Source organism: Candidatus Aalborgicola defluviihabitans (assembly GCF_016705985.1).
GTDB lineage: Bacteria > Pseudomonadota > Gammaproteobacteria > Burkholderiales > Burkholderiaceae_C > Allorhodoferax > Allorhodoferax defluviihabitans.
In genome coordinates this window covers 1-22863 of sequence record NZ_JADJKN010000009.1, presented here as the reverse complement: position 1 = coordinate 22863, position 22863 = coordinate 1, and the positions used below count along the sequence as shown (strand labels likewise).

Here is a 22863-nt window from a genome sequence, read left to right as displayed (position 1 = left end):
TTGTAGGCCGCTGCTGCGAAGCATTGGAGGATTATCCGTCAACGCCCAGTCGATTCCAACTTTCAGCCACCCGCGGCATAACGGGCATGGGTCTACCGTCAACGCAAAGCTTTGTCGCGCTTTATCAGAGCGGGAGGTGCCAGCAAAATCAGTTTTCAAGACGCCAAAACCAGCCCGACGAGTGAGCGACTGTGTCCATTTGGTGTCTGCAGTTCAAATTGGTGCCGTGGTGGTCACTGCGTAGTTACTTTTAGCCCGCTTGCGTTCACGGTACCACGGGCTGTTTGCAAATCCACAACGCTGTAGGTCCGCGGCATCCAACGGATTGGTAAGCCCCAAAGCCGTCACCGTTATATCCATCGCGACCCGCAAAGTCATAGTCCTCGGTCGCGCCCAACTTTAATAATACCTGTGGTAGTTGCCGTGTTGCATCCCAAGTCAAGCCCAAGTACATGCATACAGGGATCGGTATTGCTATCAGTCGAAAATGATGATGCGTAATTCGACTCCTTGCACCGCGAATTTCTCCCCAATGCCAAGGAGCGGGTTCCCAGCCGGTGCAGAACAAACGACCTGCGTGGGTACCTACCGTTACGGGGGCAATGGCGTGATGGACCCGATTGTTGTCGTAAGTCTTATTCTGCTTGCCAGCCATCAAACTCGACACGTCCCTGTGCTTCTCGAGCACCGTAACAAAACGGCCTTGCACGTTATTAAAGGTCCAAACGGTCTGGCTCTGCAGAAATGACGCGGTAAGTTGACCCACGTGGGTCTGTAAAGCATGCACCTGCCCCCAGAGACCAAGCAGATACGCGCACAGGGGCGGTGAAGTAATTGGCTCCAGCAACGGTGTAAGCTCCGGAATTGCCTGTGTTGTTCGCCGAAGCCGTTGTCGGGACGCACGTTACCGACCGATGCCAATGCGGTATAATGGTCCCCTTTGCGCTTGATCTCTCCAATCAAAGGCTGGGGCGCTACTTTGACAACAGTCGAACTGGATGGGATTTACAGAATTAGCCCGCACATTGTCGTCACGATACCGGGGAGCAGTGGCAAAAATAGATGCCACTCTTCGTTTTGTAAAGCAGCGTCACTTCGGGCGGAGCAGTCAAGATATCCGCACTGGGCGGTCGACCCGGAGATTGTCGTGCCGCTCAGCTCATAGCCCTTGACGCCGACCTGGGACGCAGGGGCTGCTGGAATTTTTCAAACTGTACGCACCTTTGATCTGGCGCAGTGGCGGCTTGGGAACTGTAGCTGACTCTGCGCCCAAGCTGATGAAATTGCAAAAGGTATAGCAGAAACAAACCATAAAGAAGATATTCTTTTTCATTTCTCTCACCATAACAAAAATTGAAAGAGCCAACGAACTTTGGATCTAAGTGACAGATTGAGATTGTCGCAGCAACGATTGCCATTAGGCAACAATCTGAAATCAAATTGGTCGTACAAATTGTGATGAATGTTGCCACTGCAATACAGCTGGTAACGGTAGCCCCATTCATCAGACATGCCTGTTTCCAAAAATGGCAGCCTGACGCTGCCATTACTTGAAAGAATCCGTGACGAATGGTTTAAAGCTCGGGCCGAGGGTGGGGCAATTGGCGGCTAAGCGGCGGTTGCAACCGACCCACTGAAGGACGAGGCACGGGCCTGGCCAAAACTGGGTTACCACCAGTCAAAGCCACCGCCTGCGTTATTGCCTTCACGTTCACAATACTGCCTGCGGAGGATTGGGCGATCTTGGCGGGTTCGCACCTGCGCCAATGGCGGGGGATTGTATAGATGACCCAACGGCCCCAAAGGCCACCGCGGAATGGGATGGACGCCAAGGCAACCTCAGTAGAAGACAGGGCGAAGCATTCACCATCGCCGTAACCAAGTCAGCCGGCAACGCGCCCGTGTCCAAGCAACATGGTTGTAATTGCGCCAGCCGGCAGGTTCTCCAGGTGGGCGTTGCCCGGGCAATGACTGCGTTACTCTGCCCGGCAGCGACACTATTGCGCACTTCGCGGGCCATTTGGTCCGAGGTCATTCTTTCCGGACTGAAATGCGGCCATTGCGGAGCTAGACCCGACCAGTAAGTGCCGCGGACAGTAAGAAATTTCTGCATTTGGTACCGTGCTCCCTGTTGCTAAACACAGCAATGTTCTACCGATGCGATCCGTTTAAACCGCACCGCCCAAGTCAAACTACCACAAACACGCAAAAATCGTGAAAACATCACGTTTGTGCGACGCTCTACCCAATAATACTGTGAATATCACTCCCGTATATCGCCTGACGCAGCGGACAACCCTGTTGTTGCCCGGATGCGGCTACCGTATTGCCTGGTTGGGCCAGAAGCGATGCATGGTGCCCAATGGCGGCAGATGCCAGTCAGATTCAACATCCTGACGCGCAGATTCTCGCCCCAGTGACCGCACCATCCTCGGCGTCCTGTTTACAACCCTAAGCTACCAAAGGTCTACGGGTCAATAGCACGCCTGGAGACAGCTCTAGCGACATCCGAAGCACATCGCGCATCGCTGCCTTCACGTTCGGATGGCGACAAGGACCTGCAACACTTCGGTCAGAACGCCCAACGCAAGTGCCCCAACAACACGCCAGCCACCGGCCAGCGTAGGTCGGCTGCCCACTGGCCAGAAACGGGCCATGGGGGCGAACATGCAGTGCGCCAACCCTGAGGGGAAAAGGCGCATGCAAACTAGCCTCCAGCGTATTGCGCGAGTGACCCGGCATTTGGGTGCCCACCAGGAATATGGATTAACAACATTGCAAGCAACACCAAGGTCGCTCTTACGGAAATTCGCATGGTCGCCAGTGTATCGTTGGGGAGCTACCCATTCAAAAACGGCAGTGCATGGGAACATTCATTGCCACGAGGGCTTATGGCTCAATTCTCACTTAAACTTTAGCGCTACCACTGGCGCGATGCGATATAACGCCCTAGCACCGTATCAACACGCAGTTACTCGAAATAGCGGCCCGCATCAGCACCCATCTGGCTGTGCTTGGCCCAACAGCATAAAAGTTGTATTGGTTAAGGCTGTGGCTCACAACTACGGCGCTGGGTTGGCGATGGACAACCGAATGGTGAAGTTTGCTAAAGTCCATGATCCCCGGAGGTCCAATGGGCCGCCCGCAATGCCACCGCTACACACATCCCAAACACAAATTTACAAATACCGACTGGCGCTGCTGCTCGCCCGACTTCCACGGTTAACGTTGCCGACTGGAGCACCGCCTGGCTTCAAGGTGGATTTTGAATTTGTGATTCGCTACGACCTGGGGCTGCTGTGGCACCATTATAGCCGCAGGTCGGCAATGCATTGGGCACACTACCTGGCGGGTTATGGGGATGGGCGTAACACGCATGGCGGCGGTGGCAGGGTATTTGCCGCAGCGGGCTGCGCTTGACCAGCTGGACAAGCGGTTTGCGGGCAAGGGTATTCCATACGTAGTGATAAAAGGTGTTTACGTGCGGGAGTGCGTTTACCCAGACCCGACTTTGCGGCCCGCAACCGACATCGATGTTTTGGTGCTGGTAATAAGACAGACTTCGCTGCGGCCAAACTGTTGATCGACAGCGGCTATGCCGTCCATGTGACGCCAGACAATGTGAGCCATGAAGCCACTTTCAAGCGCGGGCTGGTCGATATTGATCTGCACTGGCACATACTAAGGCCGGGGGCACACCCGCACCGACACAATACTGGCTTCATCGCCCGGCGCCAACAAACCCACGGTGTTTGGGGGCCCAAGCGACAGCGATACCCTTTTCATGATGCTGACGCACCCTGCGTTCAGTAAAAAGTATGTGTGCTCTCTAACAGCGGGGCTGGGGCGCGTGGCCGACTTTGCTATGGCTGCAACATGGAAAAGCTGAGTGGTCTACGGCATTGCAATTGCTGCAGACTGAGGGGCTTAAAACGGCTGCCTGGACCATGCTGACCTGGCTGCGCTTGCTGGCGCCACCCGGTTTAACAGGCATGCTGGACGAATGGCTGGGCATAATTCAGCCAAGTCGCCTGCGTAGGGCTTACATGCGTGCTTGGGTAACGCACGACCTGCCAACCCGGTTTCTGCAGCGCCCGCATTGGATTCAACTGGGCTTTATCCTGTGGATGCACGACCGCCCGGGTGATGCTGCGCGCCTTACACCAGCTTGGGCAAGGCCGACTGAACCGCCTGCGCGATGCCCGCCTGTTGCTGGGCAGCGACTACCAGTGGGGGCAATTGGGGCCATGAAACGTACCGAGTTTGCCACCATGCTGGATTTTGCAGCGCCATTCAAGACAAGTCATTTTAAAAGCGCTAAGATGCTGGCTGAGAGCAGTTCGGCACTGGCGGTGCCTTTAATACCGGCAGCTTGGCCTGTTAAGGTATGTTGACCAAGACGGCTGGCACCTGGTCAACAGGGCCCGTTTTGCTGTCTGCTGGCGCTATTTGCGTTGCAGGCCCTGGGTGAAGTTTGCTAGCGATTCGTGCTGGGCCGCACAGCAGAGTGCTGTTTGGCAAACCTCCGCGTCAGGCTGTACGACCACTTGCAGGCGTTGCTTTCTGGTTTTACCACCAGCGCCGCCGGGCGTGAGGTGTTAACCCCGCTCACCCACGATGTGAACGCTTGAATGGGTTTATCAGCGGCATATTGCCAGGCATGGTGCCGTTGTTGTTCACCAAGGCGGGGGCGGTTTGGATGATGTTTCGCATCGATGCCCGCTTGTCTGTTTTGTGGCTTTGTTCGTGCCGGGCCGTTTATTTGCTGCTCAAAGTCCTGGTCCGCTGCCTGCGCCCATTGGCCGCCTAACTACAGGCAGCGGCACATGCTGAGCAACGGCCATTGCCGAAGAAAACCGGCATGTTGCCGGTCATAAAACCTTCACACGCGAAGCGCATGAGTCTGAGCGCTACCAAACGCCAGGGTTCACCACATCCTCCAGCTCAGCGCGGAGCAGACCATTATGGTGGCGTTTGCCATATTGCTGCAGTTTCGGCCGCAGCCGGCATGGTGCTGGTGTTGTGGCTGATGAGGGGCACTTGTACGGTAGCACACCAGCTGAAACTATCAGCTTTTTGCTTTATGCAGCGCTTATTAACCCGCCCGGTAAGTGCACTGGCCGACTTCTACGGGCAAACTGACAAGCGGGCGGTAATTTAGAGGCTGCATGGTGTCATTGAGCCCCCGATGCACTGAGCCAACAGGCCACCCATTGCCGCCAGTCGAGGGAGAGTTGCGGAGTTTAAAGACGCTGGGTTTTGGTTACCCTGGACGCGCGCAGGTGCGAAGTTGAATTTTGGCATCCGGGCGGTGAAACGGTTGCTATTATTGGTGCCAATGGCGCGGGTAAAAGCACCATTGCATATTTACGGATGCGCCCGATAACGCCCAGCGAAGGACAGGTGTTGATAGATGGCATTGATATTGCCGGTGTTTCATTGGTCAGCTTACGGGCCCAGATTGGTAACGTGCCGCAGCAGGTTTTACTCTTTCACGGAAGCGTGCACGACAATATTGCCTATGGTCAGCCTGGCGCAACCGAAAGCGCTGTTCTGGCAGCTGCAAAGGCCGCGCAGGCGCCACGATTTCACAACCCAACTGCCCGACGGGTACAATACCTTGGTGGCGATCAAGGCGTGCGTTTGTCGGGTGGCCAATGCCAGCGCGTTGCACTGGCCCGCGCCCCTGCTGAAGGCGCCCCGGATTTTGGTACTGGACGCTTCACCGCCATGATGGACCCTGAGGGAGAAAAATCATTTTGTCAGTGAATGCCAGGCCACACTGGCGCACTGCACGGTCATTCTGATCACACACCGCCCCGCAGCCTTTGGCCCTGGCGGGACCGGGTGCTGCCGCTTGAGCACGGGAAACTGATTGAAACACGGAATAACGCGCATGCGCACTAAGCCGGCCAAATCCGCAATCGCTCACGTGGGCAGAGAAGCGCATCGCCGATGGCGGCCATCGTGTGGTTGCCGCTGTTTTGGTAGGGCTGCGCGCACTTGGCTTGAAAAACGCTTTCAGGGCTGGGACCATTGGGGCCACCAGCCAACGTACAGGCTGACCTTGGATGAAATGGTGCCCGTCCAAACTGGTAAAACCGTGCTGCGCGTTTGCCGCCCATTCCGGCAACCTGTTTAACCCCGGTCGTTGTTGTTTCTGTTGGATGTTGCAGCGCCGGGGTGTTGCAAACCCATTTGCGCATTGCGTAAGCAAGAATCAGCCTGTATTTGCCGCCCACGCGCGTGGGTGGAATACCAAGGCACACTCATTAAACGATCAGCCCGATGTAGGCGATCAATTTTCAACCTTTTCACCATCATCATGAGCGGCATTGCAGGCATTATTCTCTTTGACGGCGTACCCGTTGAAGCCGGGCCGGAGAAGGCATGACGGGCGCTATGGCCTAGTCGGGGCCGGATGGTATCAACCACCGGTGCAGTGGCCGGTCGCGTTGGGCCAGTGCATGCTGCGCACCACGCCCGAATCGTTAGAAGAGTGCCAGCCACTGTGCAATGACGACGAGAGCCTGGTTCTGGTGCGATGGCCGACTGGACAACTGGGAAGAACTGCGCGCAGAGTTGCTAGATTGCGGGCCGCGTTGCGCCGATCGCTCCGACGCAGAGTTGGTGCTTAACGCCTACCAGACCTGGGGCGAAGATTGCCTTGCACACCTGGACGGTGATTTGCGTTGGTAATTTGGGGATGCACGGCAACACAAGGCTTTTTTGCCCGCGACCGCATGGGGCTGGAAGCCCTTTCATTGCCATTGGCGCGACGGTATTTTGTTTTGCATCCGAGTTGCACCCACTCCTGACGCTACCCTGGGTAATACAAGCGCCCAACCAGGGCATGTTGGCAGAATTTTTGCCGCAAAGGGTTTTCCAGGAGACGAGACACTTTGGACGGGGGTTATGTGGTCTGGTTGCAGCGCACTGCATGGTATTGGCGCCAGCGGGTTGCAAGCCGAAACAGTGTTGGGCACCCGACTTGAACGCAACACTGCCCTTACACCTCCGATGCGGAATACATTGCCCATTACCGCAAATTGTTGTTCGGACATCGCGCGGCGTCAATCACGTTCGCTCCAGCCGGCTGCTATTGATGTAAGCGGTGGCCTGATTCTTCTGCACTGTTTTGTATTGCAGAACGTCTGCGCCATGACGGGCTTCCTGCCTGCCCCGGGCACGGATGGCTACACGGCATTTACCGGCGACAGCGCTGCCGACGAAATTGCCTATGCACGGCAGGTGGGCGAACACACCGGCACCATTATCCACGAAGTTCCACCCACCATTTTGCTGTTGGAGTGGTACGCAGAACAAGCTCAAACCTAAAAGAGTTCCCGACTTTCCTGCAATGCAGATATGGCGATGGGAATATTGCGTGGAAGCCGCAAAAAAAGCTGTAAAACGATAACCGGCGAAGGCGGCGACCACTGGTCAGTAGGTTCCGGGAACACTATGCAGACTGATCGCACAAGGGTATTGGTACGCTGTGGCCAAACATTTCAGGGCAGACGCATCGGCTTTTGGATCTAAAATGCAATTGCATTGTTCGGGTAGAAATGGGATCTTTGCACTAATGCCCATGACGCTGCAAAACGGACTGCGATGGCTGGTCACGGCAGCCGTGTAGGAAGACACCCGCCCACTCCCCGATGATTGGTTGTCGCCACCCATGCTGCAGGAATTCCAATAAACGAAAGTGCTGGTGACGGCCCAGTCCAACCGGGGGGCAAACACAAACCCGGTCAGGTCGATTCGTTGGAGGCCCTACACAAAGCTTTGGATGCCCAGGTGTTGAGAGTGCAGAGCGACGCAACCGCGCAGGGATTGAAATTCGCATCCGTTCTTTAGCCACGGCTCAGTCACTTGCCTTTTCAACCCGCCACACCTCAGGTTGCAGTGCAATATAAGCAAAGTCACACTCCGCCAGGGCATGAAAGATGTACTGCCACGCGTCATTCTTGAACGCAAAGACAAGGCCGAATTTTCTCGTCTTCCGGTTAAAACTGGACGAATGGAAGACGTACTCACCAAGGATTCCCGAACAAACGCCCAGACGTGGGTCACGGAAGGGTCATGGTTGACCTCTTTGCGTCATACCGCAAAATCCAGTCAATCTGGCTTATTGGTCTGGATTTTATGGAGCATTTATGTCTGTGGAGACCGGTCTTAAGCCGGTTTAACTTTTGTATCGGGCACTTTCGAATATGCTAGGCTTAAAAATAGGAATGAACAATGAACAATACACAGCCAAACCAATGCCTCCCATTCAAATGAAAGGTGCTTTAAGCAGCCCAATCGCAAAAAGTTGGCTTATGCGGCCCCGGTGTTCAGTATTATGGGTCGTGGCCCAGTTAACCCAGGGATCAGGTAGCCTCGCTTCGGACAACTAATTCCAGGTAGTGGTGGAAAAGCGATACTAGTTTGATGAAGCCTGGACAAAATTGAACGAAACTATATTAGCACTTTATTGTTGTAACCCCTGCATGGCTATTGTGCGATATTTAGAGTGTCGTCAACCCTTCGCTTGTCGGTTGACTTTGTTGCCAGTTAAATTTACAACGGCGCCTGCACACCAGCAGCAGATTGTTGAGTCGGCTCGCTTTCACCAATGGGTTCTTCCAGACGGTCGCAACTGCACGCAGTTTTATCGCACGGCGCATGGTTACCTTTTGCGTTTTCCTGATCTAGGTGACTACGAGGTTTCTCACGATGGAACCGAGGTCATTTGCTTTCCGGTGCCATCGGTAACGGAAGAAACGTCACGCCATCTTTTCCTGAATCAGGTTTTGCCACTGGCGCTCGCCAGGCAAGGCATGCTGGTGCTGCATGCCAGCGCAGTAGAAATCGGAGACAGCGCTGTTGCATTTATTGGCGCTTCCGGCATGGGAGCTGCGAGTTTTGCCACCAACGGTTTTCGTTTTTTGACCGACGACGGGTTACTGCTGGAACCGCGACAAGACGCTTGCTATGTATTGCCCAGCCATCCATCCATTCGTTTGTGGGATGACAGCCAGGACGCACTCATTGGCGTGGAAGTCAACATCGCTCCTCCGGTTCAATTCACCCGCAAGGTCCGTTTTCTGGCCGGCGAGTCCGTCGCTTTTTGCGATCAGGCACGACCGCTGCGCCGAATCTATTTTCTTGGAGAAAACTTTGACTCGCCACTCGAATTTGTCAGCATGAGCCCAGCACTCGCGTTGATTGAGTTGGTGAAGCATTCGTTCCTGCTTGACATTGAAATGAAAGACCTGCTGGCGGCGCAGTTCGAAAAATTGTCGGCGCTGGTCAGTCAGCCCCTATGCTACCAATTGAATTTTCCACGCAGCTTTGACAGCTTGGCCGCTATTCGGCAAGCCATTGTGGAGCACTCAACACATGAGAACAAAGTCCAATGAACTTGAGTGACAGATTTGCCGTTCCGCCGGATGTCATGGCGCGACAGGTCGGGGAAGAAACCGTTATTCTGGATCTTGCCAGTGGTACCTACTTTGGCCTGGATCCGGTTGGCGCACACATGTGGCAAGCCATGGTCGAAGGCAAAACCCTAGCGCAAGTGTGCGAGCGGATGTTGGCCATGTACGACGTGTCGCACTCGGATATTGAACGCGATGTACTGGCGCTTGGGCAGTCTTTGTTGGACAGGAAGTTGATAGCCCTTTTGTAAGCGGCTAACCATCCACTTGTGTATTGAACAAGCTGGCGCGGCGCTTGCCGCAGTCAATTGACTCGGCCATAGGTATCTTCCAGCCGCACAATGTCGTCCTCCCCAAGGTAGGAGCCCGACTGCACTTCAATAATCTCCAGCGGTACTTTGCCGGGGTTGGCCAGCCGGTGGACCTGCCCGAGGGGAATATAGGTGCTTTGGTTTTCGCCCAAGAGCATGACCTTGTCGCCATTGGTCACTTCGGCCGTGCCGCTAACCACCACCCAGTGCTCGGCACGGTGGTGGTGCATTTGCAGGCTCAGGGTGGCGCCGGGGTTGACCACAATGCGTTTAACCTGAAAACGCTCGCCAGCGTCCACGCTGTCATACACGCCCCAGGGGCGCGCCACGCGGCGGTGGTGTTGGGCTTGGGGAACACCCTGTGCTTCAAGCTGTGCGACCACGTTTTTGACCTGCTCGGCATGGGCGGCATCGGCTACCAGCACGGCGTCTGCAGTGTCGATGATGAGCAGGTTGCTGGTGCCCAGGGCCACCACGGGGCGGTGCGGTGCGTGGATGAAGGTGTTGGTAGCCTGCACGGTATGGCCCTGGCCATGCACGCGGTTGCCGTTTTCGTCCGGCGCGGTCAGTTCAGCGACTGCATTCCAGCTACCCACATCGCTCCAGGCGGCGGCAAAGGGCAGCACGGCAACGTTGGCGGCTTTTTCCATGACGGCATAGTCGATGCTGTCAGAGCGGCAGGCGGCAAAGCCATCTGCGCCCAGGCGGCGAAAGTTGCCATCAACCGTCTGGGCGGCTATGGCTTGCTGGCACGCGGCCAATATGTCGGGGGCATGGGTTTGTAAAGCGGCCAATAAGGTGCTGGCCTGGATCAAAAAGATGCCTGCGTTCCAAAAATGGCCTCCGGCCAGCAGAAGCTCTTGCGCGCGGGCGGCGTTGGGTTTTTCGACAAAGCACTTGACGGCGTGCGCAGCGCCCTGCCCTGCCAACGCGCCACCTTGCTCGATGTAGCCATAGCCTGTGCTGGGAAATGTGGGCTGCACACCAAACATGACGATGGAGCCTGCCTGGGCGGCAACAACGCCCGAGCGGATGGTGGCGGCAAAGGCGGTGGCATCGGGGATGTGGTGATCTGCGGGCAAAAACAGCAGCAAGGCATCGGGTGCGGCATGGAGCGCTGCGGCGGCCATGGCGGCGGCGGTGTTGCGGGCGACGGGCTCCAACAGGATTGTGCTGTGCACGTTGGCGGCGTTGGCACACTCTTGAACCAGAAAACGGTGGTCTTCGCTGGCAACGATGATTTGCTGGGGGCTGAGCAGTGCGGCGCGCTCCAATGTGAGCTGCAACAGGCTTTTGCCGTTGACCAACGGCACGAACTGCTTGGGCAAGGCCTTGCGGGACAAGGGCCAGAGCCGTGTACCGCTACCGCCACACAGGATGACGGGGGTGATATTTACGCTAAAGGACGTGCCAGTGGACGCCGTTGGCTCGACAAGAGTCATGCTGTTAATTCCCTGAATATGCTTGCAAGCCTGAGAGCTTACATTCTTTGTTGTGACGCGATGATTGTGCCAATCGGCCAGCGTTTGGCTGACGAGCGGTTCTGTGGGCTGCCCCACATAGAATGCGTTTCACACCCCCCCCAAGTACGACACGCATTTTCATGATTCAACTCATTGCCGGTTTTGCCATTGCGGCACTGCTGACCGTTCTGCTGGGCGAAGCCATGTCCCTGTCCTTGTCGGATGATGACCGCATATTGTTGTTTGTGGTGTTACTTTTGGTGCAGTTTGCGCTGTTTGCGTTGGTGATGGCGATTGTGGATCTGGTGAACATGGCCAAACACCAAAAGGAAGACGAGCCGTGGCCATTTGTCTGGAAGCTGTTGCTGGGCAAATTGCAGGCGCACCGGTGGCCGCTGGCCTTGGGCGGAATGTCAGTGGTGGGTTTGGTCGGCTACCTAGTGGTTGAAATGCCCGGGGTGATCCCTGATGCGAAAACGCCTATTGCAAATACTACGGCCCACGCTGTAGTGGCAGAAGCACCAGCCGAAGCGTTAGCAGCAATGCAAGTCTCGACAGCGGAGCCATTCATTCGCAAATGGGCCAAAGCATGGGAGACTGGGCAGACCGATTTGTACGTGACCATGTACAGCCCCGGCTTTACGCCCGAGGACGCCATGCCCCGCAACCAGTGGGAAAAACTACGCCGCCAGCGGGTGGACACTGCCAAACAAATTGTGATCGAAATTTTGGAACTGGCGGTAAGCCCGCTGGGCGGCAACCGAGCGGAGGCGGTTTTTACACAGCGGTACTCATCAAAGGGTTACAAGGATATATCGCGCAAGACGCTGACCATGGAATACGTGAATGGGCAATGGCTGATTCTGACTGAGCGCGCGGAACCTCTACCGCTGTAGCCATTCATTGCCCCGCGCGCCAGAGTGCGCACCAACCAATCAAAAAAAAACACCGAGCGTTTCCGCTAAGTGCTTGATTTGTAACCAAATTTTGGTGGGCAGTACAAGTTTCGAACTTGTGACCCCTGCAGTGTGAATGAAGAATTATATGCTTTTTCATTGTTCGCACAAGTTCGCAATCGTTTATAAATCAATAACTTAGCTAATTTTCTGTTCGCCGGAATGCGTCATAATTTGCCGAAGAAATAGACACTAAATAGACACCAGAATGTCAACCAAGATAGACACGGTATCGGCTCGCGACAAATTACCAGCCAGGCACGCCCCTTACTGGCACAAAATCCGCGCTGAGTGCCACTTGGGATTTCGCAAGACCACAACCGAAAGTGTCGGTGCGTGGATCGCCAGATACCGCGATGCGACAGGCAAGTACCAACTGCACAGCCTTGGAAGTCTGGATCATGTTATTGGTGCTAAACGCTATGACGAAGCCGCAAAGCTCGCCGGAGACTGGTTCGACCACCGAGGGAAAGGTGGAGCCATTGAAGCCATTACCGTCGAACAGGCTTGCAAGCGCTATGTTCAAAAGGCACGTGACGAAGGCCGAGAGAATGCTGCGAAAGACCTAGAAGGTAGATTTCGGCGATGGGTGTACTCCGACAGAAAGCTCAGCGGCACTCCCCTATTGAAGCTCACACCGGGTATGCTGACCGATTGGCGCAACAAGCTGGTCAAGACTCCTGCCAAACTGCAGGACAAGACCAAGGAAGCCACCAAGCCACGCGCAGCCAGTTCCACCAATCGGGAAATGGCCGTCCTCAAGGCCGCGCTCAATCTGGCGCTGGAAGATGGGCACGCGACCAGTGACGCGGCCTGGAAAACCAAACTCAAGCTCATCAAGGACGCCACCCAGCGCCGGGACTGCTATCTAGATCCAGCACAACGCAAAGCTCTGATTGCCAATGCGCCCAAAGACTTGGCGGCACTGATAACCGCTCTCCTGATTCCATTGCGCCCTGGCGCTGGCCGCGCTGACCGTTTTCAGTTTCGACAAACGGCTTGGTGTTTTGACTATTGGCAAGGACAAAGCGGGCCGGGACCGAAAAATCAACTTGCCAACGTCCACCGCAGCATTCTTCGCAGAACAAGCCAAGGACAAACTGCCTACTGCCCCACTGATTGCCCGTGCGGATGGTCAATTCTGGAATAAGGACTCCTGGAAATACCCATTCAAAGACGCAGCCAAAGCTGCAGGACTGCCAGCAAACGCCGTGGCCTACAACCTGCGCCACTCTGCCATTACCGACCTCATCGCCCTGCACCGCTTGGACACCATGACGGTGGCACAGTTATCCGGCACCAGCTTGGCCATGATCGAAAAGCATTACGGGCACCTCCTACGTGACCACGCGGCCGATGCGCTAGCGAAATTAGCGCTGTGAATGGCCGCGAAGCCTTGACCATGCCCATTCCGCATATTTGCCACGTAGCAATAGCCCAATCCATAACATCCCGTCCGCTTCACTTTGCCTGTGGCACAGGGACGGCACTTGGACCGTTCCGCCATCCGAAGACAAGACAGCGACCACACTCATGAACGAGTTTGGCCGACGGGAGCCGCACAGTGACAGATCAACACATCACGATTCCAGAAGCCAGCGAGCGCACTGGATACACCCAACCTGAGATTCGCCGAAAGTTGCAATCTGGCGCATGGATAGCAGTTGCGATGGCTGAGCTCCGGCACCACAACGGCGTTGCAGCTGGCTTTGGCGTGGTGACGGTCCCGCAAGAGGTAGTCAGACAAATGTTCATGAATCGCCAGCCTGAATATTCCTTTGATACTGGCGGCAGTCTCACTGCAACCATACCCGGCGATCCTTCACTCTTGGAAGTGGCGGTTGGTGGTTCGGAAAATCCACTGATCGACGTTAAACCAGGACATCGCCTTCTAAGCGCCAGCGCGTCGCCATTTCTCCCAGTACCCAACACAGTAAACCCCCAACACTCGGTCCGCGACACAGTTGGACTCCTTGCGCAGCTTGACCAGCACGTCGCTGCGTTTAACAAAGGCGACCCAGCCGCCCGGAAGAAAACGCAGACGGTGTTTGTCTCCCACCGGCTACACGCCACAACGAAGATCAAACGACCACCAATCACAGAAGCCACACCGGCCACGCCACAGACCCATGCAGTCGGCAACCAGGCGCCGACTAAACAAAAGCAGACTTCAACATGGCATTTACATGAACCCATTAGAGACGATGGACTGGCCAAAACACTTTATTTGCATCTCAAAAAATACAGGGAAGCAGGAAAAAGAATCCCAACCCCAAGACAGATACTGTCCGATTGGATTGCTTCACCGCCAGAAGACATATCGGAAGTTACCAAATCAGGAGTCAGGTACATACCAACAGGAAAGGGCAGAGGCAGCGAAGACATAGCCGGCCTATCCAAGCGCATCTATAAATTGACCCACCACCGAGCTAAAAAAGACCACTCCATAAGCACCTACAAGCCCCATAAGCACCTACAAGCCCTATAAGCACACAAGACAGCCATCACACTGAAAATTGACTTCATGCACACCGTAATACGTCGGTGTTTACTGGAGTCCAAATGCACGCAGTCCTCACGGTCAAAGAATTTGAACAAGAGTTCAAAGTCGGCCACACCGTCGCTCACGCCGAAATCAAATCTGGCCGTCTCGTAACCTACAAACTGGGACGCCGCCGCTACATCTCCGCTGCCGCCGCCTTTGATTGGCAAAAACGCCTCGAGGCTGAAAACAACCAGCAAGGCAACGGCCCAGGGATCCGCATCGTGAGCGCCGCGACCGACAAAATCATTGTTCGCAGTACCAAAGTCGCCACCGATACCCAACCCGGTACTTTTCCCAAGAAAAGAACACGGTCATCGCTGAAAACCGGCGCACCTGTTGATGGGAAACAAACACCCCCACAGCAACGGCCTGAACGCATTTGCAACGATGCGACTGACTCACGCAGTGGACAGGAGCCTGAACAGAGGCTTCACAGTATGCCGCTGGGGCTACACCCGCTATTGCCAAAACTTTGACGAGCTGACGGATTTTGTACATCGCTTGGGAGGGCAACATGCCTTTCGTTCGTGATCAACTTCCCGACCCGACAGCCTATTTTGAATCCAAAGGATTGACACTGGTGGGCCGTGGTAAGTGGCGCTCTACAAGTTGCGTATTCCATGGCGGCACCGCAAGCACGCGCGTCAACCTTCAATCAGGCGGATGGATTTGCATGAGCTGTGGCGTCCATGGTGGCGACATCCTTGCTTACGAGATGCTCGCCACCGGAACCGAATTTGTTGAAGCCGCAAAGGCACTCGGTTGTTGGCTTGACGATGGCAAAAGAATGCCGGATTACCGACCGTCTCCGCTGAGCCCTAGGCAGGCACTTAGCGTCATGGCGTTTGAAGCGACGCTCGTGGCTGTGGCTGCTGGAAACATCGCCCATGGCGTTGCACTCAATGAAGCTGACCACCAACGACTGATCGTTGCGACTGGCCGAATCAACAAGATAGTGGAGTCTTTTGAATGAATCCTCAAAAATACGAAAAGCTGGCGTCGCTAGTAGATGATCAAGAAATCGAATTCCTTGATCTTCACCGCAATGCTCCTAAGCCTTCTCCTGACTGTCTATACGGAATTGTGGGTGATGTTGCCCGCGCTGGCAGTGAGAATACTGAAGTCAATCCATACGCACTTGCTGCTGCATTCATGACCTACGTGGGTGTCTCCATCGGCCGTGGACCCTATAAGCAAATTGGGGACGACTGGCACCACACGAATCTGTTTGCGGTCCACGTCGGGCGGTCATCCCTCGGTCGAGGACGGCGAAAAAACTTGTAACGCGAATTGCGAAGGCGATTGCAGCAATTGACCAGAACATCGCTCCAAAATTCACGCGGGTGGCCTTTCATCCACCGAAGGCTGGCAATGATGATCCACGATGGCTATAAGGTCGGCGCTGTAACAACACCACCTATCGAAGACAAACGCCTGCTGGTAATGGAAAGTGAGTTTGCCAACGTACTCCATCAGGCTGCACGAAACGGGAACACGCTTAGTACGACATTGCGAAGTGCCTGGGATGGGACCAGCATTCAACCCGCCGTCAAGAACAACCCGGTTTGGGCTTCCAATCCGCATATCGGGCTGATGGCAGATATCACTCCCACTGAGTTGCTGGACATGATGAGTTCAATTCCACCCCCCAACGGGTTGTCGATGACTTGGCGAAGAGGACCATCGCAATCTTGCAATTTGCAGGTGCCGATCGTTACGTGGACCGTGACGTGTTTCAGGTTGAATTTTCAGCTGAGGCAAAAAGCTGTATGAATGCCTTTACATGGGAGAGCTGCGTGATAGATCCGCAGGAGAGCGCATCACTGGGCTTTTAGCGCGCCGCCCCGCTGTGCTTCTTCGGATTGCCACCTTGTTTGCCCTCACTGACAAGACACTGATCATTAACACTGCCCACCTCAATGCGGCGCTGGCCTGGGTCCGCTACTGGGTCGACTCTGTAAGTTCATTTTTCAGTCGGCTGTAGATGAAGAAGCGGCAGCGGAAGTGGCAGCTAAAAGCGAAAAATGGTGGCCTATCTTAGAGCAGGCAAGACGACTCGGACCGAACTGACCAAGATCTGCTTCAGGGTCACGTCAGTAGATCGCGAATTGATAAAGCTATTGATGAGCTACTCGCCGTAAACCACCGGTCATCGAGGTTGAGTCGATCAAACGTCCAAACGGAAAACCAGGAAGCTCCACAAAGTACTACCAATGCTGCGCGGAATTCTGCGAATTCTGCGAACGGTGAGACTTGTCGACCGCATGTGCCAGATCTCGGTGTAGTGCGAAGTCTGCGAAGTCAGCGGAGTGTCGCTGCCAAGGACTTGTCCGATCAGGGAGGTGTCGCACAAGTCGCAGATGTCGCTGGCGTAGAGAAACCTGTAAAACCTGTTGCAAGAGCACACAAATCGCAGTGGTCGCAGATTCCGCTTGAATATCCAGATGGTGATGTTTCAGTTTCCGGAGCTTCGTTGAATTCACTGTGAATTTTCAAGCCATAGCTAAATTCAGCTTGCCACAATGAAACAGAATCCTTGCCCGGTAGTTGGTGAAGTTGCGGAACCCGCGTGCATTGGCTTTGATAAGCTGGATGGCACTGTTGAAGCCTTCTGCACAGGCATTGCTGATTCCATGTTGGCTGTAGTTGAGCAACCCTTCCTCGTGGCGGCGCAGCATCTTGACGACTTTCTTCACAGGCTCCAGGCGGCTTCTCATCGCGTTGTTCGACCAGGCCTTGAAGAATCGCTTTGCCGCGCCCTTGTAGCTGTAGCTCCAGAAGTGGGTGAAGTTCTCCTTGATGCACCAGGCCCGACTCGTCTTCAGGTTGAGCTGGTTCAAGGCGCGAAACGAGACGGCCTCAGCGCTTCGGCCATCTGGGTACTTTCTCAACCAGGCCCATTTGCTGCCCGCCAATGGCGAAGTCCCTGCTTGGGACAACTTGCGGTGCTCCTGCTTTCTGACGGCATCCACTGCCTCACCGAGATACTTAGAAACGTGGAACTTGTCATGCACGATGTCCGCCTGCGGCATGCACTGTCTTGCCGCACTCATGTACGCCGGCCACATGTCCATAGCCACCGCCTTGACCGACATACGTTGCGCTGGAGTGAGCGTTTCCAACAAGCTCACGGCCGCCACCAGCTTCCTCTCAGGCACCAAGTCCAGCACCCGCGAGCGGTCGATGTCGGTCAGGATGCTGGCGTAGGTGTGGCCCCGCTCAGAGCTCTTCTCATCAATGCCAAGGTAGGCAATCTCTTCCTGCGTACGGCGCAGCATTCCACGCTCCACGGCGCTGACCATGATGGCATTGACCGTACTCCAGGACAGCCGGGTGAGCGTGCAGACCGCTTGCGTGGTGGGGCAGGCCTCCAGCAGTTTGATAACGAAAGCCGCCATCAAGGTGGTGACCCGGCTGTAACGCTCCGACCAAGGGCACCGTCAATTCTTCGACCGTGCCGTCGTCGTATTTGAGCTGGGGAACCCGAGCCTTGATGATGGTCTCGAACTGGCAGGTATCCAGGTGACGCCACTGGCGCTCAGTCCAGCCATTGATATGTGCCCTCTTGGTGGCGTCGGTGGGGTCGCCCCAGACCTGCCCCTTCTTCAAAACCACCTCGACCACCACGCGCTGGTCGGCCAAGGACAGGTCTACTCGTCTGACAGACCATGGGGCCTTCAGTCCGAGAAGATGCTCATACAGCGCGGTATCTTTCATGTGCAAGCTGGAAATATTGAATCTCTGGATTGTCCCGTAGCAAGGGAAAAATCACAGTGAAATTGATGAAGAACCCAGTTTCCGATGATTCGGAGGTCTTCTAGTGAATACGGCATCTGCTCAAGCCATCATCGACACCCTTAACGGTGCAGGTATGCAGATTTGTCTGACCGAAGACATGTGCCTGATCGTGTCACCAGCCAGAAAGATTACTCATGCTCTACGCGATCTGATTAGGGATAACAAGGACTCACTGGTGGACTTCCTGTTGATCGATGCAGCTAACCACACGGCCCTCGCGCCAGATGAAATCACCAAAGAGGAATGGCTGTTGCTTGACGCAGCCTATCAGGAGCACCACTTCAAGTGTCCTCAATGCATTGCTGCGGGACTTGGCAGGAAATACGGATTGCGATGCGGTTTGGGCGCCGCATTGTGGCGTTCATGCCAGGATCCAATTTCGGATGAGAAATTCAAACGGTCGACGCGCGGCAGTAGCCAGCTTTGACGTGTAAACTGCCCTCTAAACACCATCCCAGCAATGTCAATGCCGTGACCCCGCAAGAACTTCTTGGCCACTACGATGACGGTCGGCAATGGCCTGTTGCACCGAGCGAGAACGCGGCCTTCGGTATGGAGCAGGCATACGGTAACGCTCTCGCTGTCCGTGCGCTCCGTATTGCACGAGGTGAAACCCCTCGCGGCTTCAAGATTGGCTTCACCAACCGCAACATCTGGCAGCGTTACGGCGTCTTTGGGCCTATCTGGGGCACGGTATACGAATTCACTCTCAGCTTCTGTGATGGTCAAGGCACCATCTCGCTCAAGGGCACCTGTCAACCGCGTCTGGAACCAGAAGCGGTGTTTGGCATGAAGGCCACCACCGGCGAATGCATCGCTGGACGACCTGTTTCATGCGCTGGAATGGGTTGCACCTGGCTTCGAGGTCGTCCAGTCCCACCTGCAAGACTGGAAGTTTCAGGCCGCAGATACCGTGGCCGATGGCGGCTTGCATGCTCGTTTACTGGTTGGCCGCAAGGTGCCTATTGGTCAAATTGCTTCCAGCGCAACCCAATTCAATGAAGTATTTGCCACAGCCAAAGTCAACCTGATCAAAGGCGAGCAAATTCTGGAAAGCGGATGCGGTGCCAATGTCCTGGACGGCCCATTATTCGCCCTACAGCACTTTTTGAATGAACTCAGGGCATGTCCTGGAGCTCCCGACCTGCTGCCCGGTGACGTCGTCACGACCGGAACCTGGACGGATGCTTGGCCGGTACTTCCTGGCGAGCAGTGGACGGCGGACTTTGGTGCCCCACTTTCAAGGCTGCAAATTGACTTCCGGTAGCCCGTTGGCAATCACCGTAGGCCCATTTGCTTTTGGCACTTCATTGGTGATTTTGTTGGTGAGCGCCGCAGTCGCGGCATTGGTCGGTTACTTTGTCGGTCGACGCCAGAAGGTCACTATTGGCGCCACCCTGGCCGATATGTTGTTGGCCGGTGCCCTGGCGGCACGTATCGCCTTCGTTGTAGCGTGGTTTGACATCTACCGCAGCGCGCCATGGAGCATGCTCGATATCCGCGATGGTGGCTTCACGCCGTGGGCTGGTGCACTTGGCGCAGTTATCGTCGCGTTGTGGCAAGGCTGGCGGCGCGCAGCACTACGGGGACCACTTACGGTGGGACTGCTGGCAGGCTCCCTGATTTGGACAATCGTGCCAGCAATGCTGCGTATGGGTACCGGTCCTGCACTCTCGGATCTTGAGGAAGTTTCTCTCAAGACGCTGCAAGGAACCCTCAAAGCCCGCCAGCTTGGCGAATGGCAAGCCTTTGGTCGTCAACCTGTGGGCAACCTGGTGCCCGCCCTGCCGCCGCGAGATGCCGGAACTGGCTTCAGCGCAGCAACAGATTCCAGGAGTCATTTTTGCCTTTGCGAACCAGGGTGAAAACCCGGTCACCGTGCAGAAGTACCTCACTGCAAGCCAGCTGGTTCTTGCCAATGTGGTTCTTGACTCCGGGAAGAAACTGGGTGAGCAACTGGGCTCAACGGCACTCCCGACCACGCTATTCTTCGACGCCAGCGGCCGCCTGGTTGATACCCACATCGGCGCATTGTCATCGGCATCGCTGGCCAGCAAACTGGCGAGAATCGAGGCTGCCGGTACCAACGTACCTGAGGTGACCGCACGATAGAAGGCGGGCGATACCAAAAGTCTTTGCTGATGCAGCTTTTTGATTGAAAGTCGTTGACTGGTCTTGCCTTGTCCATCGATGATCCGCGTCCCTCACATTCAACGGCGGATCAAGGGCGTACCTCACACACGTTGCAAGGGCCGAAGACAGGGGCCGTGGAAGAAAGCCAGTCGGCGCTCTATTCGGCAAGACGGCGCCCGGGCGTGTTGCGCCGACCCCAACGAACGGGCGCATAAGGAACGTCTGGCCCACGACATGGGCGCCTGGAAGTGAATGCAATGTTCCCCGGGGCGGCGAGGTCTGGTAAATGCCGGATGTGGCGAGTGACGAAAGGAGATCATCGTCATCGTCTCGCCCCTCTGGTTAAACGGCTATTTCAGGTGAGATACGACATCTTCCCAAGGCGGGACAGATTGCGCGAGGTACTACCGGGTGGAGGCGATTCTTGCCGGTTGGCTGGGTAAATTTGCGATGATGGCCGCCATTCGGGATGTAACCCAAGCATCGGCAACAGCGGTAATGATCCACTGCTGGTGGAACTCCGTCGGACTTATGCTGAACCCGCGCCAATGTCTTGACCAATTCCAATGCCAACTTTTGATACTCAGGCGTTAATGATCTGAAATATTTGCGCATCTGAACAGCGTCTTTCTGCAGGTCAGCAGGTTGCAGGCCAGTTGCAGATCCACCCTTGGCGAGGGTCTTACCTTCGGCCAGGGCGTAGATCTCGGCAACTGACGTCTCTTTAGTACGGTCGCAATAGATCGCAACGACTCCTCTGCCGGTTGCTGCAGCCCCCGCTCAATCCTCGACAGATGCTGGCGTCAGTCCCATATCAAGCTCAACGTCCCCTCCAGGCTTTTTGTTCCCTTTGTTGCGAAGGGCGCGAATGACTTGCCAATGTTCATGCCGGGATTCTGAAAATTTCAGCCCGTGAGCGCAAAGCGAATGGCGCAAATCGCCAACTACAATTGGCGGAATACGCAACTTTACGCACTTCGACGTACGTTGCGGCAGGCGCCGACGGCAACTGTAGGGAGGACAAAACAACATTGGCCAATAGGCCCGTAACTCTCTTCTGGCCGGATGGGTGCATTTTCCTCTACAAGGAGTTGAACCGTGCCAAACGAAAAGTTCGTTCAGAAGCAGCCCGAGGCAGGCAGTTGCCCTGGTAACGGCAAAGCTCGCTTGGTCAAAATCTACTTGGCGGACGGCGAACCGGAAGGTATCCGCAGCGCGCAGATTGACATTTCAACAACCTACGCAATTGCCTTCAAGGGGGATCAGCTCAATCTGGGCGTCAAAAAGGAGTACGCCGATCAAATTCAAAAGTCTGGTGTGTATCTGATCATCGGTAGGGATCCCGACAAGGTCGACAAAAAACTGGTCTACGTCGGTGAGTCGGAAGATGTCGGCAAGCGACTCAACGTCCACAAGGGGATCATCAAGGCCAATTCCGCCGAGACAATGGACCCAGTCGGCTTTACCTTCTGGGAGGACACCCTGGTCTTCGTCAGCAAGGATGACAACCTGACAAAGGCGCACATTCGCTATGTGGAGGCTGAACTGATTGCCGCCATCAAAGGCAATCACGCCTGGGGGGCCTTGAATGTCAAGAATCCCCCGGCCGCAGGCAAGCTTCCCAAAGAAGACGTGTCGTCGATGTGCCGGTTCATTGAAGAGGTAAAAATCCTCTCCGGAGCCTTGGGCTTTGACATGTTTAAAACGTTAGAGCAAAGCTGCCAATGCCTCGCTACTGCCTGGAATATCCATACGGCAACTATTGGAAACCCGGAATTTTGCTTTTCTGGAACCGGCTTCGCCGCCAAGGCCGTATTTCTGGCCGGGTCCACTGGGGAATGGGTTGTACGAGCCAATTCCACTGCGAAATTGGAACATACACCCGCCACGCCGAAGGGTGCAATCAACCTCAGGGCAACACTCGAAGCCGATGGCGTGCTCAAGAAAACCGCCAATGGGCTTGAATTTACTGCCGACCAGGCTTTTCCGTCCGCGTCTTCGGCGGCTTGCGTTGTCGCAGGAACAAGCGTTGCTGGGCCGTCTGCCTGGAAGCTCAATGGCAAGACCTATAAGCAGTGGGAGTTAGAGATGTCCGGCGAGGCTCCTTCACCGGCTCAAGACCTTTTTGACCGATTTTGTGAAACTGGTCGAAGGAGTTGACTCAAAGCAAATAGACAGGCTCACTACCTGAGCCCATAAGTGGTCACCATGGCAGCACTAGCCACATTGAGG

24 protein-coding genes and 2 pseudogenes are annotated in these 22863 nt (G+C 55.3%); 23 read left to right on the top strand and 3 right to left on the bottom strand.

What is annotated here, in order from left to right:
* Nucleotides 1–185 (top strand): hypothetical protein (locus IPI80_RS12325; protein ID WP_413860486.1); only part of this gene is annotated, 185 nt, incomplete at its 5' end.
* Nucleotides 186–2534: 2349 nt separating this feature from the next.
* Here IPI80_RS12325 and IPI80_RS12320 read toward each other — a convergent pair.
* Nucleotides 2535–2702, bottom strand: coding sequence for a hypothetical protein (locus IPI80_RS12320; protein ID WP_413860484.1), 168 nt, complete (start codon nt 2700–2702; stop codon nt 2535–2537).
* A gap of 653 nt (nt 2703–3355) precedes the next feature.
* On the opposite strand from IPI80_RS12320, the gene IPI80_RS12315 reads away from it, so the two are divergent.
* From IPI80_RS12315 to IPI80_RS12275, 9 genes and pseudogenes are all read left to right on the top strand, one after another.
* On the top strand, nt 3356–3583 hold the full coding sequence (locus IPI80_RS12315) for a nucleotidyltransferase family protein (RefSeq protein ID WP_413860482.1): 228 nt from the start codon (nt 3356–3358) through the stop codon (nt 3581–3583).
* Between the two features lie 664 nt (nt 3584–4247).
* Entirely contained in the window at nt 4248–4394 is a 147-nt protein-coding gene (locus IPI80_RS12310) for a hypothetical protein (RefSeq protein ID WP_413860480.1), read from the top strand.
* Between the two features lie 449 nt (nt 4395–4843).
* On the top strand, nt 4844–5161 hold the full coding sequence (locus IPI80_RS12305; RefSeq protein WP_413860478.1) for a hypothetical protein: 318 nt from the start codon (nt 4844–4846) through the stop codon (nt 5159–5161).
* Nucleotides 5162–5259: 98 nt separating this feature from the next.
* Complete coding sequence (locus IPI80_RS12300) at nt 5260–5769, top strand: ATP-binding cassette domain-containing protein (protein ID WP_413860476.1); 510 nt, start codon at nt 5260–5262, stop codon at nt 5767–5769.
* A 747-nt stretch (nt 5770–6516) separates the two neighbouring features.
* A complete protein-coding gene (locus IPI80_RS12295; protein ID WP_413860474.1) occupies nt 6517–6699 on the top strand; it encodes a hypothetical protein in 183 nt (60 codons plus the stop codon).
* Between the two features lie 462 nt (nt 6700–7161).
* Nucleotides 7162–7338, top strand: a complete 177-nt coding sequence (locus IPI80_RS12290; RefSeq protein WP_413860472.1) for a hypothetical protein — start codon at nt 7162–7164, stop codon at nt 7336–7338.
* 523 nt (nt 7339–7861) lie between these two features.
* A pseudogene (locus IPI80_RS12285) lies at nt 7862–8182 on the top strand (asparagine synthase-related protein); the annotation flags it as partial.
* Between the two features lie 271 nt (nt 8183–8453).
* A complete protein-coding gene (locus IPI80_RS12280) occupies nt 8454–9407 on the top strand; it encodes a hypothetical protein (protein WP_413860470.1) in 954 nt (317 codons plus the stop codon).
* 2 nt (nt 9408–9409) lie between these two features.
* Nucleotides 9410–9676 carry a PqqD family protein gene (locus IPI80_RS12275; RefSeq protein ID WP_413860468.1) on the top strand — a complete coding sequence of 89 codons (267 nt, stop codon included), beginning with the start codon at nt 9410–9412 and terminating at the stop codon, nt 9674–9676.
* A gap of 53 nt (nt 9677–9729) precedes the next feature.
* Here the strand turns inward: IPI80_RS12275 and IPI80_RS12270 are convergent, their stop codons facing one another.
* Nucleotides 9730–11178 (bottom strand): mannose-1-phosphate guanylyltransferase/mannose-6-phosphate isomerase, encoded by a 1449-nt coding sequence (locus tag IPI80_RS12270; protein ID WP_413860466.1) that lies wholly within the window; start codon nt 11176–11178, stop codon nt 9730–9732.
* A 161-nt stretch (nt 11179–11339) separates the two neighbouring features.
* Between IPI80_RS12270 and IPI80_RS12265 the strand changes: the two genes are divergently transcribed.
* The 8 genes from IPI80_RS12265 (at nt 11340) to IPI80_RS12230 (ending at nt 16473) form a co-directional block, all read left to right on the top strand.
* Nucleotides 11340–12095, top strand: a complete 756-nt coding sequence (locus tag IPI80_RS12265; RefSeq protein WP_413860464.1) for a hypothetical protein — start codon at nt 11340–11342, stop codon at nt 12093–12095.
* 268 nt (nt 12096–12363) lie between these two features.
* Nucleotides 12364–13305: a hypothetical protein gene (locus tag IPI80_RS12260; RefSeq protein WP_413860462.1), complete on the top strand. Its 942-nt coding sequence runs from the start codon at nt 12364–12366 to the stop codon at nt 13303–13305.
* A gap of 61 nt (nt 13306–13366) precedes the next feature.
* Nucleotides 13367–13537, top strand: a complete 171-nt coding sequence (locus IPI80_RS12255) for a hypothetical protein (RefSeq protein WP_413860460.1) — start codon at nt 13367–13369, stop codon at nt 13535–13537.
* A 182-nt stretch (nt 13538–13719) separates the two neighbouring features.
* The gene (locus IPI80_RS12250) at nt 13720–14643 is read left to right on the top strand and encodes a hypothetical protein (RefSeq protein WP_413860458.1); all 924 of its coding nucleotides are present in this window, start codon (nt 13720–13722) and stop codon (nt 14641–14643) included.
* A 74-nt stretch (nt 14644–14717) separates the two neighbouring features.
* Complete coding sequence (locus tag IPI80_RS12245) at nt 14718–15176, top strand: hypothetical protein (RefSeq protein ID WP_413860456.1); 459 nt, start codon at nt 14718–14720, stop codon at nt 15174–15176.
* A 14-nt stretch (nt 15177–15190) separates the two neighbouring features.
* Nucleotides 15191–15673 (top strand): hypothetical protein, encoded by a 483-nt coding sequence (locus IPI80_RS12240; RefSeq protein WP_413860454.1) that lies wholly within the window; start codon nt 15191–15193, stop codon nt 15671–15673.
* Nucleotides 15670–15984, top strand: coding sequence for a hypothetical protein (locus IPI80_RS12235; RefSeq protein WP_413860452.1), 315 nt, complete (start codon nt 15670–15672; stop codon nt 15982–15984). The genes IPI80_RS12240 and IPI80_RS12235 overlap by 4 nt, the downstream gene beginning before the upstream one ends.
* A gap of 87 nt (nt 15985–16071) precedes the next feature.
* Entirely contained in the window at nt 16072–16473 is a 402-nt protein-coding gene (locus tag IPI80_RS12230; protein ID WP_413860450.1) for a hypothetical protein, read from the top strand.
* Nucleotides 16474–17192: 719 nt separating this feature from the next.
* Here the strand turns inward: IPI80_RS12230 and IPI80_RS12225 are convergent.
* Nucleotides 17193–18417 (bottom strand): annotated as a pseudogene (locus IPI80_RS12225) (ISL3 family transposase).
* Between the two features lie 103 nt (nt 18418–18520).
* Between IPI80_RS12225 and IPI80_RS12220 the strand changes: the two are divergent.
* The 5 genes from IPI80_RS12220 to IPI80_RS12200 all read left to right on the top strand — a co-directional run bounded on the left by IPI80_RS12220 (nt 18521) and on the right by IPI80_RS12200 (nt 22791).
* Complete coding sequence (locus IPI80_RS12220; RefSeq protein ID WP_413860448.1) at nt 18521–18925, top strand: hypothetical protein; 405 nt, start codon at nt 18521–18523, stop codon at nt 18923–18925.
* A 531-nt stretch (nt 18926–19456) separates the two neighbouring features.
* Entirely contained in the window at nt 19457–19765 is a 309-nt protein-coding gene (locus tag IPI80_RS12215) for a hypothetical protein (RefSeq protein WP_413860446.1), read from the top strand.
* Between the two features lie 4 nt (nt 19766–19769).
* Nucleotides 19770–20363 carry a hypothetical protein gene (locus IPI80_RS12210; protein WP_413860444.1) on the top strand — a complete coding sequence of 198 codons (594 nt, stop codon included), beginning with the start codon at nt 19770–19772 and terminating at the stop codon, nt 20361–20363.
* On the top strand, nt 20248–20610 hold the full coding sequence (locus IPI80_RS12205) for a TlpA family protein disulfide reductase (RefSeq protein WP_413860442.1): 363 nt from the start codon (nt 20248–20250) through the stop codon (nt 20608–20610). Before IPI80_RS12210 ends, IPI80_RS12205 begins: the two co-directional genes overlap by 116 nt.
* A gap of 1119 nt (nt 20611–21729) precedes the next feature.
* The gene (locus tag IPI80_RS12200; RefSeq protein ID WP_413860440.1) at nt 21730–22791 is read left to right on the top strand and encodes a GIY-YIG nuclease family protein; all 1062 of its coding nucleotides are present in this window, start codon (nt 21730–21732) and stop codon (nt 22789–22791) included.
* Nucleotides 22792–22863 lie beyond the last annotated feature (72 nt).